Origin of the sequence: Flavobacterium sp. HJ-32-4, assembly GCF_022532105.1 — a bacterium.
Classification (GTDB): domain Bacteria; phylum Bacteroidota; class Bacteroidia; order Flavobacteriales; family Flavobacteriaceae; genus Flavobacterium.
In genome coordinates this window covers 238,637-253,838 of sequence record NZ_CP092832.1, presented here as the reverse complement: position 1 = coordinate 253,838, position 15,202 = coordinate 238,637, and the positions used below count along the sequence as shown (strand labels likewise).

13 protein-coding genes are annotated in these 15,202 nt (G+C 50.7%); 7 read left to right on the top strand and 6 right to left on the bottom strand.

Annotated features, from left to right (window positions below; translation table 11 throughout):
* The 7 genes from MKO97_RS00915 to MKO97_RS00885 all read left to right on the top strand — a co-directional run bounded on the left by MKO97_RS00915 (position 1) and on the right by MKO97_RS00885 (position 6,755).
* Entirely contained in the window at positions 1-525 is a 525-nt protein-coding gene (locus tag MKO97_RS00915) for an NADH-quinone oxidoreductase subunit J (RefSeq protein WP_241104199.1), read from the top strand.
* The gene (nuoK, locus tag MKO97_RS00910) at positions 525-845 is read left to right on the top strand and encodes an NADH-quinone oxidoreductase subunit NuoK (protein ID WP_241104198.1); all 321 of its coding nucleotides are present in this window, start codon (positions 525-527) and stop codon (positions 843-845) included. The genes MKO97_RS00915 and nuoK overlap by 1 nt, the downstream gene beginning before the upstream one ends.
* A 3-nt stretch (positions 846-848) precedes the next feature.
* A complete protein-coding gene (gene nuoL, locus MKO97_RS00905; RefSeq protein WP_241104197.1) occupies positions 849-2,735 on the top strand; it encodes an NADH-quinone oxidoreductase subunit L in 1,887 nt (628 codons plus the stop codon).
* A 10-nt stretch (positions 2,736-2,745) separates the two neighbouring features.
* On the top strand, positions 2,746-4,188 hold the full coding sequence (locus MKO97_RS00900) for a NuoM family protein (RefSeq protein WP_241104196.1): 1,443 nt from the start codon (positions 2,746-2,748) through the stop codon (positions 4,186-4,188).
* A gap of 6 nt (positions 4,189-4,194) precedes the next feature.
* The gene (locus MKO97_RS00895) at positions 4,195-5,562 is read left to right on the top strand and encodes an NADH-quinone oxidoreductase subunit N (protein ID WP_241104195.1); all 1,368 of its coding nucleotides are present in this window, start codon (positions 4,195-4,197) and stop codon (positions 5,560-5,562) included.
* A 279-nt stretch (positions 5,563-5,841) separates the two neighbouring features.
* Positions 5,842-6,138 carry a DUF2188 domain-containing protein gene (locus tag MKO97_RS00890; RefSeq protein WP_241104194.1) on the top strand — a complete coding sequence of 99 codons (297 nt, stop codon included), beginning with the start codon at positions 5,842-5,844 and terminating at the stop codon, positions 6,136-6,138.
* Positions 6,135-6,755, top strand: coding sequence for a hypothetical protein (locus MKO97_RS00885; protein ID WP_241104193.1), 621 nt, complete (start codon positions 6,135-6,137; stop codon positions 6,753-6,755). The genes MKO97_RS00890 and MKO97_RS00885 overlap by 4 nt, the downstream gene beginning before the upstream one ends.
* Before the next feature lie 139 nt (positions 6,756-6,894).
* On the opposite strand, the gene MKO97_RS00880 is transcribed toward MKO97_RS00885, so the two are convergent.
* From MKO97_RS00880 to MKO97_RS00855, 6 genes are all read right to left on the bottom strand, one after another.
* Complete coding sequence (locus MKO97_RS00880; RefSeq protein ID WP_241104192.1) at positions 6,895-8,133, bottom strand: NAD(P)/FAD-dependent oxidoreductase; 1,239 nt, start codon at positions 8,131-8,133, stop codon at positions 6,895-6,897.
* Entirely contained in the window at positions 8,130-8,804 is a 675-nt protein-coding gene (locus MKO97_RS00875; RefSeq protein WP_241104191.1) for a glycerophosphodiester phosphodiesterase family protein, read from the bottom strand. Before MKO97_RS00875 ends, MKO97_RS00880 begins: the two co-directional genes overlap by 4 nt.
* A gap of 45 nt (positions 8,805-8,849) precedes the next feature.
* Complete coding sequence (locus MKO97_RS00870) at positions 8,850-10,496, bottom strand: alpha-amylase family glycosyl hydrolase (protein ID WP_241104190.1); 1,647 nt, start codon at positions 10,494-10,496, stop codon at positions 8,850-8,852.
* Position 10,497: 1 nt separating this feature from the next.
* The gene (locus tag MKO97_RS00865) at positions 10,498-12,324 is read right to left on the bottom strand and encodes a glycoside hydrolase family 13 protein (protein WP_241104189.1); all 1,827 of its coding nucleotides are present in this window, start codon (positions 12,322-12,324) and stop codon (positions 10,498-10,500) included.
* On the bottom strand, positions 12,321-12,773 hold the full coding sequence (locus MKO97_RS00860) for a transposase (protein ID WP_241104188.1): 453 nt from the start codon (positions 12,771-12,773) through the stop codon (positions 12,321-12,323). Before MKO97_RS00860 ends, MKO97_RS00865 begins: the two co-directional genes overlap by 4 nt.
* Before the next feature lie 107 nt (positions 12,774-12,880).
* Positions 12,881-15,181, bottom strand: a complete 2,301-nt coding sequence (locus tag MKO97_RS00855; RefSeq protein WP_241104187.1) for a glycoside hydrolase family 65 protein — start codon at positions 15,179-15,181, stop codon at positions 12,881-12,883.
* Between the last annotated feature and the right edge of the window lie 21 nt (positions 15,182-15,202).

The window sequence follows — 15,202 nt, the reverse complement described above, 5'->3', positions numbered from 1 at the left end:
ATGCCGACGGCTTTACTTTTATTCTACATCCTTTCGGCCATCACGCTGGGTACGGCGTTTCTGGCGATTTACAGTCGTAACCCGATCCACAGTGCGATCTGGCTGGTGCTTTGCTTCTTTTCGATTGCGGGGCACTACCTGTTGCTGAACGCGCAGTTCCTGGCGCTGGTGCATATCATCGTTTATTCGGGCGCGATCATGATCCTGTTCCTGTTTACGGTCATGCTCATGAACCTGAACAAAGAAGATGAGGTGCACAAACCGCGGGTGACGCGTTTGGTAGCCGTCATCCTGTTCGCGCTGATGCTGGGTTCGTTAGTGCTGATTTTCAGTCAGAACCAAACGGTGTCGGACGTCTATTCGACCACAGGCGAGGATTACCAATCGATTAAAGTGCTCGGATATGTATTGCTGAGCGAGAACGACGGCTTTATGGTGCCGTTCGAATTCGCGTCGGTGTTGCTGCTGGTCGGTATGATTGGCGCCGTGTTATTGTCTAAAAAGGAAAAAACCACCACCAAATAATGCAGACAGTTTTAGAACAGATCGACATCCAGAACTACATCTACCTGTCGACGATCTTATTCTGTACGGGTGTGTTCGGGGTCTTGTACCGCCGCAACGCCATCATCGTATTCATGTCGATCGAGATTATGCTGAACGCCGTCAACCTGTTGCTGGTGGCCTTTTCGACCTTCCACCAGGACGCCCAGGGCCAGGTTTTCGTGTTTTTCTCGATGGCGGTTGCTGCCGCGGAAGTAGCGGTCGGTCTGGCCATCCTGGTATCGATTTTCCGGAACCTTGGCTCGATTGACATCGACAACCTCAAAAAATTAAAAGGATAGCGGATGGAGACAACTTTAGCCCTTGTATTGTTATTGGCTCCGCTCGCCGGATTCCTTCTCAACATTTTCTTTGGAAAAGCACTCGGCAAGAACGGATCGGGGTATCTCGGTACGCTTTCTGTCGTGGCGTCGTTCGCAGTGACACTCGTGTTTTTCCTGCAAATCAATCAGGATGGTAAAGCGGTTTCGATTGCGTTGTTCGACTGGATCCAACTCTCGAACTTCAAACTCGATTTCGGCTTCCTGCTCGATCAGTTGTCGCTGTTATGGCTGATGTTCGTGACGGGTATCGGCTCGCTGATCCACCTGTATTCGATCAGTTATATGCATGACGATGAGAACATGCACAAGTTCTTCGCCTACCTGAACCTGTTCGTGTTCTTCATGATTACCCTTGTGATGGGCAGCAACCTGTTGGTGATGTTCATCGGATGGGAGGGCGTCGGACTCTGCTCGTACCTGCTCATCGGGTTCTGGTATAAGAACCAGGACTATAACGATGCCGCCAAAAAAGCCTTTATAATGAACCGGATCGGTGACCTCGGGTTGCTGATTGGTATTTTCATATTGGGTGCCTCTTTCTCTACTCTCGATTTCCTGGGACTGAAAACGGCGATCACCACTACCGAATTCAGCGACTACTGGATTGCAATTGCGGCCCTGGCGTTGTTTATCGGAGCTTGTGGTAAGTCAGCCCAGATTCCGCTGTATACCTGGTTACCTGACGCGATGGCGGGCCCGACACCCGTGTCGGCGCTGATCCACGCGGCGACGATGGTAACGGCGGGGATTTTTATGGTTACACGACTCAACTTCCTCTTCGATCAGTCGGCCCTCGTGCAAACCATCATTGCGGTGGTGGGTGCGGTAACGGCACTGGTAGCCGCTACGATTGGCCTGGTGCAGAACGACATCAAGAAAGTATTAGCCTATTCGACCGTGTCGCAGTTGGGACTGATGTTCCTGGCGCTCGGACTCGGGGCGTATGAAGTAGCGGTGTTCCACGTGGTCACCCACGCCTTCTTTAAAGCTTGTCTGTTCCTGGGTTCAGGTTCCGTCATCCACGCCCTTCACGGTGAACAGGACATGCGGAATATGGGTGGATTGAAGAAATGGATGAAGATTACATACCTCACCTTCATGGTGTCGTCGTTGGCGATTTCCGGTATACCGCTTTTTTCAGGTTTCTTTTCGAAGGATGAGATCCTGATGGTCGCATTCCATTCAGATAAAACCCTTTGGGTGATGGCGTCCCTCGCATCGATCATGACGGCTTTTTATATGTTCCGTTTATTGTATCTGACGTTCTTCAATGAGTTCCGCGGAACGGAAGAACAGAAGCACCACCTGCATGAAAGTCCGGGCCTTATCACCTTCCCACTGATTGTGTTGGCTATATTGGCGGCAGTAGGCGGTGTGATCAGTCTACCGGGTAACTCGTGGCTGAACCATTTCCTGGCACCGGTGATCGCGAAAGAAGCACACGGTGAGCACCACCTTGACGGAACCGCCTATATGTTGATGGCGATTGCGGTTGTGGGTGCAGTAATTGGTATTGGTATCGCTTTTTCTAAGTATAAGAAGAACGGCGAAGTACCGCCTGCGGATGCTGAGATTAACGGACTGCACAAAGTGCTGTACCAAAAATACTACGTGGATGAACTCTACATGGCGCTGATCGTCAATCCGATCAACGCATTGGCCCGTTTCTTCCGCGATTACGTTGAAACCGGTCTTTCGGCTGTGGTCTACGGATTTGGCCGTGCCGCATCTGAACTGAGCCATCAGGGACGCCGCCTGCAGAATGGCAGTGTAGGAACCTACCTGTTTGCTTTCGTATTGGGTGCCTTCCTGATCGTGACCTATGTTTTCCTTATGAGCCAATCTTAATTTGCAAACGATGGACGTATCTTACCTGCTACTACTCTTACTTGCCGGAACCTTGCTAACCTACCTTTCGGGCGATCGCCTGGCAGGGAAGGTGGCGTTGCTTTTCGGTATTGCCTCGTTTGCCCTCACGCTTTCGTTCTGGAACAGTTTATCGGGCGGTGCCTCGCTTGACTGCCAGTTCGCCTGGATCACCAGCCCGAAGATTTCCTTTGCCCTGAAAGGCGATGGCCTTGCGGTGGCGATGTTGTTGCTCAACACGGCTTTGACACCCCTGATTACCTGGATGACATTCGGGAATGAAGTGCGGAATGCGCGCGCCTTTTATGCGTTGTTGCTGTTCATGTCGTTCGCGATGGCGGGTACATTCCTGGCATCCGACGGACTGCTGTATTACATCTTCTGGGAATTGGCCCTGATCCCGATCTATTTCATTGCCCTGTTGTGGGGCGATGGCGATGCCGAACAGCGCCGGAAAGCCGTTGTGAAGTTCTTCATCTACACCTTTGCGGGTTCACTCTTCATGCTGACCGCGTTCGTGTATCTCTACACCAAAACCGGAAGCCTTTTACTCGATGACCTCTACAAGGTAACTTTGTCGGCTGACGAGCAATTGTGGATTTTCCTTGGATTCTTCCTGGCCTATGCCATCAAGATTCCGTTGATCCCGTTTCATACCTGGCAGGCGACTGTCTACCAAAAAGCGCCGACAGCCGGTACGATCCTGCTTTCGGGTATCATGCTGAAAATGGGCCTTTATAGCGTTATTCGCTGGCAGTTGCCGATTGCGCCGCTGGCCGCTAAAGAACACATGCCGTGGTTCCTGGTATTGGGAATCGGTGGTGTGGTATATGGCTCGATCGTAGCATTGCGCCAAAAAGATCTGAAACGCCTGTTGGCGTATTCGTCCCTGGCGCACGTGGGGTTAATCGCTGCAGGAACTTATACCTTGACCCTTGACGGATTGCGTGGCGCGGTGTTGCAGATGCTCGCCCACGGTTTTGTAGTAGCCGGTCTTTTCTTCGCTGCCGAAATCATCTACCGTCGTTACCAAACCCGCGCGATCGCCGAAATGGGCGGCATTCGGGTGCAGGCTACGTCGTTCGCTTCGTTGTTCATGATCATGGTACTCGCCTCGGTGGCACTGCCGTCGACCTTCAACTTCATTGGGGAGTTCACGGTGCTGTATAGCCTTTTTCAAATAAATATGTGGTATGCCATCGTGGGTGGACTTACCATTATCCTGGGCGCGTACTACATGTTGAAAATGTTCCAACAGGTGATGTTGGGCGAACGTCACGAGAAGCCTTTCGCAGGGCTTAGCATGAGCGAGTCGGGTGTATTGGTTGTGATCGTTGTCGTGATTTTCGCTTTTGGCGTCTATCCGAAACCGCTGAACGACCTTATCACACCGGCCCTCGAAAACATACTTACACAAATAAACCGCTTTAACTAAACCGGGATGGAGTTACTCATTACGATAACAGGAATTGGTGTCTTATGTCTCTTACTCGAGATGCTCAACCTGCGCAAAATCATGGCGCCGGCCGTCATCCTTGGCCTTATAGGCGTGTTGGTGCTGGTCGCGGAAGGTTTTGGCAAGACAGGTAGTTTTTACAACAACATGATCGTGGCCGATTCCTACGGATATGCCTTTACCGGTCTGTTCACCGTATTGACGATCTTCCTCATTGCCTTATCTCCGAATTTCTACCATGCCCACATGGGTAAATTCTCGGATTTCGTTTCCATCAAAGTATTCCTCCTCGCAGGCGCTACGGCCATGGTGACGTTTGGCAACCTGGCGATGTTCTTCCTGGGCATTGAAATCCTTTCCATTGCACTGTACGTTTTGGCGGCCAGTGACCGTTTGAACATCCGAAGCAATGAAGCCGGACTCAAGTATTTCCTTTTAGGGTCCTTTGCCTCAGGGTTCATCCTGTTTGGCATCTGTCTGATATACGGTGCCGTGGGCACGTTTGATATGCGTACCATCGGGGAAGCGGCGATGTCCGCCGACGTTGAAGCGTGGTTCTATATCGGTATCATCCTCCTCACGGTTGGACTCTTATTCAAGATTGCGGCGGTTCCGTTCCACTTCTGGGCACCCGACGTATACCAGGGAGCCCCGGCGCTCACCACGGCGTTGATGAGTACCCTTGCCAAAATCACAGCTATGGCAGCCTTCTTTAAGTTGGCAAAAGTCATGGCCTATAACCTGCCTGAAAAGGCATTCTACGTTGTCATCGCGATTTCGATGCTGTCGATGACGGTAGGCAACATCATGGCGCTTCGCCAGGTGAATGTCAAGCGGATGTTGGCGTTCTCGGGTATTTCGCATGCCGGCTTTATGCTGATGACGCTGCTCAATACGGCGACATCTGAGTCCACCTTATTCTATTACGCCTGTGCGTATGGCACCGCCGGTATCGCCGCGTTCAGCGTCATTATCTACGTATGCCGCGACCATGGTAACGAAGATGTGACCCAGTTCCACGGATTGGGTAAAACCAGCCCGCTGATGGCGGCTGTCATGACCGGAGCCCTGCTGTCGATGGCCGGTATTCCGGTATTTTCCGGCTTCTTCGGAAAACTGATGCTGTTCAACGACACCCTTCGCTCGGGTCACCTCGCCCTCGTCATCGTAGGTGTGGTGAACTCCATCATCAGCGTCGGCTACTATTTCAAGCTCATCCTCGCGATGTATACCAAAGAACCGAACGAAGTCCGCAACGGACGTCCGTATGCCGTGTTCGCAGTTGGCGTGATTGCCTTGCTGCTGAACCTCGCGATTGGCTTGTTTCCGAGCCTGCTGACCGATCTTTTCTAACGAGTTTCATAATCATATTAAACAAAGCCCTGACACGCGTTCAGGGCTTTTGTTTTTTAATTATTTGAAGGAAAGGAGAAGAGTGGTCTTTGGGCGTTCCCCTGCGGGTCGCGCTCTCCGCACTCGCTTTTGCGCCCTCCTGCCGTCGGTACGCAAAGAGCTCAGACAATGCTGCGATCGCTAACGCACTACTTCACTCAAGAACGATGCTACGGCTATTGGCCTTGACGGACATGTAAAGAGGTTATGAGCAATTTTTCACATGATGTTCAATAAAAAATGATCAAAATCGTTACTTTTACAAAAAGGGATTTTATGTCGACTCCAAGAAAAAAAACTCCGGCTGCTAAGTTGACAGAGAGCTTTAAGAAAGCAGTAACGTCCAATTCGAAACGAGTCCACGTGGTCCCAAGCAAGGATGGATGGGCCGTTAAGAAAGAAGGGGCCGTTAGAGCATCTGTAGTTTCACCAACAAAAGCTGCTGCAGTAAAGGCGGCAAACAATATTAAGTCCGCAGAAAGAATTGTAATTCATAAAAAAGACGGGACAATACAGTCTAATAGTGCGAAAAAATGATCGATGAATATAAGGTTTTTATCAATTGTCCCTTTGACAATCTGTATTTTCCTCTTTTAAAACCTTTGCTTTTCACTATTATTTATTTAGATCTAAAACCTCAAATTTCGGAAACTGCAGATTCTGGTGAAGTAAGGATTGATCATATTGTTGAGTTGATGAAAACGTCAAAGTACTCAATTCACGATTTATCTCGTGTGGAGAGAATTAGAAGAAATGATTATCCCAGATTTAATATGCCTTTCGAATGCGGAATTGATTTTGGCTTAAAGAAGTCAAATCCTGAAATATACGGCGGAAAGAAGTTTCTGATTTTAGAAAAGGAACCTTATCGTTACAAGAGCATTATCTCAGATATTTCAGGGAATGATATAAAATCTCATAGAAACGAACCTGAAGAAATCATCAAGGCAGTAAGAGACTGGTTTAAAATTTCAATTGAAGATGTTCCTTGGTACAAACCAATTTGGTTAGCATATGCAGAGTTTGAATTCGATTTTGAGCAAATTTTAAATGATAACGGTTATGATCCGAAAGACATAAACTCGCTGACTTTTAGTGATATTATTGAAAATATGTCAACATGGATTACAGATTACAAGAATTTAAATAACTAAAACTGCTCATAACAGCGTGTAGTAGTCGCAATTGGCGGGATAAGTGGACCATGAACATTTTGTTTTTAATAACTTAGTTTCAGAGTAGCAGAGAATACTCGGTTCCAGTTGGCGCCAACTGTGATTGGATCCGCGAACGTTATAGAGGATGCGCCGCCTCAGTTGCCGACGTTATCGCCTTAGCCGCCAACCACCCGCCCGTCCAGGCGTTCTGGAAGTTGAATCCACCTGTGATGGCATCAATGTCGAGTACTTCACCGGCGAAATACAGTTGCGGGACTATCCTGCTTTCCATACTACGGAAATCGACCTCCTTCAATGACACGCCTCCTGCGGTGACAAATTCTTCTTTAAACGTACTTTTTCCATTTACCTGAAAACGGCTTTCTGTCAATTGCGAAGCTAATGCGGCGGCCTGTTTGGCGGAGAGGTCACCCCAGCGGGTTTCCTTGCCAATTCCGGCAGCCGAGCAGAGGCTTTCCCATAAACGACTTACGAGCCCGAACGGTGAACGCGACATCACTTGTTTTTTTCCGCTCTCGGTGCGTAAAGAGGCAAAGGCCGTCAATACGTCTTCCTTATCCTGGTCGTGCAGCCAGTTCACCCGGATTTCAAACAGGTATTTTTTGGCTTCCAGTATACGGGCGCCCCAAGCCGACAGTTTCAATATCGCCGGGCCGCTCAGCCCCCAGTGCGTAATCAGCAATGGGCCTTCGGCCTCTAACTTTGTGTCGGGAATGGTTACGGTAGCCAGTGCGGAGATGCCGGGTAACTCTTTTATGCGCGTATCTTTGATGTTGAAGGTAAACAGCGAGGGAACCGGCGGTATGATCGTATGGCCCAGTTCATGGAGCATTTCCCACATCTTCGGGTTACTGCCGCTCGCCATCACAAGGAAGCGGGCCGAGAACGATCCCTTCGTGGTATCGATCTTCCAGCCTTTTTCATTTCGGAACAGCGATTGGACACTGTGTCCGGTACGCACGTCAATTTTATATTTCGAAGCTGCGGATAGAAAACAATCTATGATGGTTTGGGAACTATCCGTAACCGGAAACATGCGGCCGTCTTCCTCTGTTTTGAGCACCACCCCGTGACGTTCGAACCATTCAATCGTATCGCCACAGGCAAAGGAATGGAACGGCCCGCGGAGCTCTTTTTCGCCTCGTGGGTAATGCTTCACCAATTCGCGCGGATCGAAACAGGCGTGGGTCACGTTACACCGTCCACCGCCCGAGACCCGTACCTTCGAAAGCACATCGCTGCCGCGCTCCAGAATGGCGATTTTCAATTTTGGCTGGGCTTCAGCGGCGTTGAGGGCCGTGAAGAAACCGGCCGCACCGCCGCCCACGATTACAATGTCATACGATTGGGTCATAACCTGTCGGTATAGTCGCTTATAATTCCGTCGACAAGATACGACTTTACGAGGGCGATATCGCCAGGCTCGTTGACGGTCCAGGTATAAACCCGGAAACCTTCTTCCTGCATCTCACGGACACGCTGGGCCGACAGCAGGTGGAAATAGGGGTGTATGGCCTCCGCGCGAACCGAACGCGCAAACGCAATGGCCAGGTTGAGGTCCGTCTGCGTAAGCACTCCAATCGGCACTTTGGGTTGTCGCTCGCGCACTTCCTGCAGGGCCACCCAGTCAAAAGAGGAAATGACGAATTGTGTATATTGGAATCCTTTGGCGACATACGCTTCTATGATGGCCAACACGGGTTGCACCGCCGTTGCCACTTTGAGTTCAATGTTCAGGAAGAAGCCGGGGCCCAGTAGCTTGAGGACGTTTTCCAATAAAGGGATAGGGTGGTGGTCCGCCACACGATATGTTTGAATAGACTCCCATTCCATTTCCGCAATCGTCCCGGCGGCACCTGTCATCCGGTCAAGTGTAGCGTCGTGCATGACGACTACCTTTCCGTCGGCGCTCAGGTGTACGTCCAACTCGATGCCGTCGGCACCCATCGCCATCGCTTTCTCAAACGCTGCGAGCGTATTTTCAGGGGCATAACCTTTGGCGCCACGGTGTGCGATGCGAAGCATGTGTGGAAAGAATTAGGTCGGCTGCTTCAATGAACCGGATTCGGATTAGTGGACTTCTTCGAGTAGTACGACCGTAAAGGGTGAATCAATCGTTACCGCGCCCTTCTTCACTTTCGTTTCCTGCCCCGAATAGGCGTCCCGCAGTTTTTGGCCCTCTTTGAACACACCAGTAACGGCGATTGTTTTAGCGCCTTTTGCCAGATCGAGTCCGATTACAACGGCGTCTGAAATGCCGTGCTGCGCATACTGTCGTGCGCAGACATACGGCGTTGTAGATAATACGGTGTGCGTACCGGCTCCTACCGCGACGTGGCGTCCGCGGAAGCGTCCTATTTTCTGCCAGTGTTCCAGAATCGCCTGGGTGGAAGCGTCCTTTTCGATCGCGTCCCAGTTCATCGGCGACCGCAGTTTGGCGTCACCCGTGGCATCGTCAACGACAAGAAGCCGAGCGGTTTCATCGCCATAATAGGTTTGGGAGATACCCGGACACAACAGTAGTTTGTTCGCGTTTTCGAACGACTTCACCCGTTTGGCGTCAAAAGGGTTGCCATCGTCGTGGGAGGCCGTGTAGTTCAGGACGGTAACATCCTTTAGTGTGGTGGCGAATTTCTCGGCATACTTCCCAAAAAGAAAGGCATAGTCTTTATCAGCATCCCAACGGAATTCGAAATTGATCATCGCATCGAATCCGTGGTCGAAATAGTCGACTTTGTGGTCGCCGAAATCGTAGTTGCGTCCGCCGCTTACACCGTATCCATACACCTCGGCTACCATAAAGAACGGGTTGTCGTCAAGCACGCTTTCCGGATGTGCTTTTTTCCATTCCGCGAAGGCAGCGTCACACTGTGTTTTCAGTGCCATCCAAACCTCCGGATTGGTGTGTTTTACCGTATCGGCGCGATAGCCGTCAATGCCGAACTTGCGTACGTAGTCGGTTAGCCATTTGATGATATAGTACTTTGGTGCACGCGGGTAACCCGTTGCTTTGAAAAAAGCGTCCAATTCTGCCGTCTGTTGTTCGTAACGCCCTTCGTTTTTCCATTTTTCCAACAGGAAAGGAGGTAGTTCGACTGGGGTATCCGATTCTGTCAATACATCCGGCAAGTTGGCCACCAAGGTACACGCAGTAGTGGTTTCGTAGCTTTTGTACGAGCAAGTCGGGCCCGTGCGTACCCAGTCAGAAGGCCATTCAGGGTCGGAGTGTGTTACGGGCCCGGTGTGGTTGATAACGGCGTCCAATACGATCCGGATGCCATGTGCGTGGGCGGTTGTGACCAATTCCTGCAAGTCGGCCTCGGTGCCAAAATTGGGGTCGAGGGCGCTCCAGTCTCGCGTCCAATAGCCATGGAAGCCATACGATAATCCTGTCCCTTCATCCGTTCCGTCATGAATCTGCTCTACGATAGGTGTAAGCCAGAGGGCATTGACGCCCAATCGGTCGAAATAGCCTTCTTTGATCTTCTTTGTCACGCCTTTGATATCACCTCCCTCGAAACCGCGGAATTTCGCTGCCGGCTTGGTGCGTCCGAAGTTCACATCATTGGTTGTGTCGCCGTTGCAGAAACGGTCGGTTACCACAAAATAGAGGTTAGCAGATGGCCACAGGAAAGGCGTTTTTTTGGGGGAGGCGTGTTGCGAAAAGCCCATAGCGTTCACCAGAAAGGAAAGGAGTAGGAGGATGCGGTAGTTCATATCAACGAATTTCAATGATCATAGGGGTTTTTCCTTCGATCGTGATTTGTGAAGACAGGTCGACAGTTTGTTCTGTTAGGATGTCGCGTCCTTTCGAGGCGTTCAGGATCTCGCGGAAGCGGTCGGTCTTGATGGTTTGCCGTTCAGGGTGGTTGTTCAGGACGACCATCACGAGATGGCTGTCATCGTATCGGAAATACACGTATACGTTGTTTTCCGGAAGGAAATGTTTCGTTTTTCCATGATGGATGACCGACGCCGTTTTCCGCCAGTTGAACAGGCGTGACGTGAAATCGAAATAGGCATTCTGTTCGGCCGTACGTCCGGCACGGGTGAAGGCGTTTTGTGTGTCGCCGGGCCAGCCGCCCGGGAAGTCGCGTCGGATGTCGCCGTCGCCTTGGTCTTTGTTGCCCGCCATCCCAATTTCAGAACCGTAGTATACCTGTGGAATGCCCCGGATCGTGCCGATGAGGGCCATGGCCAGTTTATACTTCCGGATATCATTCCCATACAGATGGTTGAAGCGCTGCGTGTCGTGGTTTTCTGCGAATACCAGCATGTTATTGATATTCGGATAGAGAAAGTCATTCGTAAAGTTCTCATAGAACTTCACGATTCCTCTGTCCCATGACGGCTGGTCTTCGTTGAAAACCGACCCAATGGCGTCGTGAAGGGTGAAGTCCATCACGCTCGGTAAATACGAGTTATAATTATCGATTGCCCCGATTCGGCTGTCTTTTTGCCAGTAGGCCATTTGCGTCTGGTCGTGCATCCAGACTTCGCCCACGATATTGAAATAGGGGTATTCGTCGGTGATGGCTTTGGTCCATTTGGCGATACCTTCTTTGTCGTTGTAGGAGTAGGTGTCGACCCGGAAACCGTCGAGGTCGGCATATTCGATCCACCAAATCGCGTTTTGGGTCAGGTAGGTAACCACAAGCGGATTTGACTGGTTAAGGTCAGGCATTGATTTTACGAACCAGCCGTCTACACAGTAACGCTTATCGCTCTCGGCCCGGTTGGGGTCGAATTGGGTGGTCATCCGGTAGTTGCTTTGGGCGTAACCCGGGAACTGGTGGATCCAATCGTAGGTCGGAAGGTCTTTTATCATCCAGTGTTCCGCGCCCCAATGGTTGGTTACGTAATCCAGTACCAATTTCATGCCCCGCTTGTGCAGTTCGGATGAAAGCTTCAAGTAGTCGTCGTTGGTGCCGTACCGTGGGTCGATGCGGTAGACGTCTGACTCGGCATATCCGTGATACGAGCCCCTTGGGTCGTTGTCTTCACAAAGCGGTGTGCTCCAGATGGCCGTGGCACCGGTTTGTTGTATGTAATCGAGGTGGTCGATGATCCCTTGTAAGTCGCCGCCGTGTCGTCCGTTGTTGATGGTGCGATCTGCTTTTTCGGCGGTATCGGCCGTGTTGTCGTTTGCGGGGTTGCCATTGGCAAAACGATCCGGCATCAGCAGGTACATTACATCCGAAGAATCGTATCCTTTTCGCATCCGGGATCCTTGCTTTCGCGCCCGAAGTTCATACGTCCGCGTAAACGCCTGTTTTCCTTTAAGAGAAAAAGAGAAGACTACATCAGACGGGGAAAGTCCTGCCGTATTGATCGTCACAAAAAGGTAGTTCGGGTTTTCCGTACGGATGACCGATGTCACGGGGATGTTGGTAGGAGCCGTTACGGTATACTGGCTGATGTTCTTTCCGTAGAACATAATCTGCAGTTGGGGGTTTTGCATCCCTACATACCAAAAGGGCGGCTCGACCTTTGAAAGTTGGGCGAAGGCCGAGGAGGCGAGGAGTAAGAGCAGCAGTCGTTTCATAGAAATAGTGGGTTTGTGTAGGAAGAGTACGGATAGAACGTATACTTTCGGCCCGTTCGCGCCGGTAATACGTGCGTTTGGTGGATGACATCGGCCAGCATTGCGTTGCTACCGATCAGCAGGCGTTTGTAGCGAACGCGGAACAGGCTTCCGGAGCGGCCATACCGTTTGTTGATGGCTTTCGCGTAGGCGTTTAGTAAATTGGATAATGGCTGGTAGAGTTTTTCGGCGTATCGCGGCGGCATGCCATCCTTCACGGTCAAAACGAGTTGTATCTCGGTTTCGATTAGGGCATAGGCCTGCACGTCGTAGGCAACGGGCAGGTGCTTACGCATCAGTCGGATAAAGAACGTAAAGTTCCGGTTTTCAAGGAACAACGGTTCATTGTTGTTGCCTGTTTGTCGGATCCAGTAGGTTTTTCCGGCTTCAAGAAGAGGTCGCTTTTCCATTTTTTGGTGTTTTGCCCAGACCTCAAAGGTTTTTAAAACCTTTGAGGTCTGGACCCAAAGTTCGGAAGCGCGCCGCAACGTCGGTTACGGGAAAACCGCATATTTTGTTAAACTGTCACCAAACCATTTGGTTCGACCGTTACTTCCTTGCCATTGACCACCACGGTCAATTCGTTTCCACCTTCCAGTGAGAATTTCGTCTCGGTCGGATGTACGGAAATCTTCAGTATTTGCCCACGGAAGTTAATTTTGAACGAGTACCCTTTCCATTCTTTCGGAATCCGCGGTGTGAAATGCAGGACGCCATCGCGTACGCGCATTCCGCCAAAGCCTTCCACTATACTCATCCAGGTTCCGGCCATGGAAGTGATGTGGCATCCTTCCTCTACTTCCTTGTTGTAATCGTCAAGGTCGAGTCGCGAAGTGCGGAGATAGAAGGCATATGCCATCTCCATTTTGTCCAATACCGCCGCCTGGATCGAGTGCACGCAAGGCGATAACGAGCTTTCGTGTACGGTAAACTGCTCGTAGAAATCAAAATGCTTCTCCAGTTCCTCACGTGTAAAATGGTCTTCGAAGAAATAGAACCCCTGCAGCACATCGGCCTGCTTGATGTAAGGCGAACGCAGGATACGGTCCCACGACCACTTTTGGTTCAGCGGACGTTGCGAGCGGTCGAGGTCGGCTACTTTCACGAGTTCTTTATCGAGGAAACCATCCTGTTGGAGGTAAACGCCCAATTCATCGGATTTGGGATAGTACATATTCTCCGATACCTTCTGCCAGGTGGCGAGTTCTTCCTGCGTCAGCTTGGTTTTCTGTACAATACGGAGATAATCATCCCCATACTCCCCACGCACCTGCTCGACTTGTTCCGATGCATATCGGATACACCAGGCCGCCAGGTAATTGGTATACCAGTTATTGTTGACGTTGTTCTCGTATTCGTTTGGCCCCGTGACGCCCAGTATGACGTACTTCTGGCGGTAGTCCGACCAGGTAGCCCGTTGTTGCCAGAAGCGGGCAATCGCGATCAGCACTTCCAGGCCTTTTTCAGGGATATAAGAATAGTCGCCTGTAAAACGATGATAGTTGTAAATAGCGAAGGCAATCGCGCCATTTCGGTGGATTTCCTCAAAGGTTATTTCCCATTCGTTATGGCATTCTTCCCCATTCATCGTCACCATCGGGTAGAGCGCCGCTCCGTTGGTGAAGCCCAGTTTGCCCGCGTTTTCGATCGCGCGATCCAGTTGGTTGTAGCGATAGGTGAGGAGGTTACGTGCGACCTGTTGGTCTTTGGTAGCCATATAAAATGGAATGCAGTAGGCTTCGGTGTCCCAGTAAGTCGATCCGCCGTATTTTTCACCGGTGAAGCCTTTAGGCCCAATATTCAGGCGTGAATCCTTACCTGAATAGGTCTGGTTCAGTTGGAAGATGTTGAAACGGATGCCCTGTTGTGCCTTTACATCTCCGTCAATGGTAATATCCGACATTTCCCAGATGGCAGCCCACGCCGCTATCTGTTGCGCCAGCAAGCCGTCATAACCGATCGCCTGCGCGCGGGAAATTGCCTGTTGGGCACCGGCCAGCGTATCGGTATGGTTGAGTGATACCGCGTAGCCACCGAATTTGGTGAGGGAGGCCTTGACCCCTTTTTCCGCATGAACGGTATAGGCCATTGATAGTGTATCGTCGTTTTGGGTTACCTCCGGTGTGGCGTCCAACTCCGTTTCAGCCAGTGCTACCGCGTTGTGCATGAACGTCGTCGCAACAAAATGCGTCTTATAGGTACGGGCTGTGACATAGCCACTGTCTCTCTTATGGTCAACGGCAAGTGTTTCCCAGAATTTCTCTTCCCAGTTGGCGTCTTCGTTGTGCACGCCCGCATCCAGATACGGTTCGAAAACTATTGTGGCCGCTGTATTTAACGCCGCGATCTCATATCGGATCACACCTACTTCGTCCAGGTCCATACAAAGGAAACGACGGATGTCGGCCTTAATCTCCGTGCCGTTTTGTAGTACGGCTTCGAAAGAGCGGTGGTACCATCCTTCGCGCATATTGAGCTCCCGGCGGAAATGGCGCACCTCACGGCAGTTGTGTAGGTCAAGCGACTCTCCGTTGATAGTCACGTTGATTCCAATCCAGTTAGGCGCGTTGAGTACCTTTGCGAAATACTCCGGATACCCGTTTTTCCACCAGCCTACTTTTGTTTTATCGGGATAATAGATGCCCGCTATATAGCTTCCCTGGAACGTTTCGCCGGAGTATTTTTCCTCAAAGTTGGCCCGTTGGCCCATCGCACCGTTGCCGATGCTGAAAAGACTTTCGGATGATTTTACCCGCTCGGCATCAAATCCTTCTTCTATAACCGACCAGTTGTCGGGCTTGATATAATCCTGGTTCATTTGCAATGTATTAAATAAGGG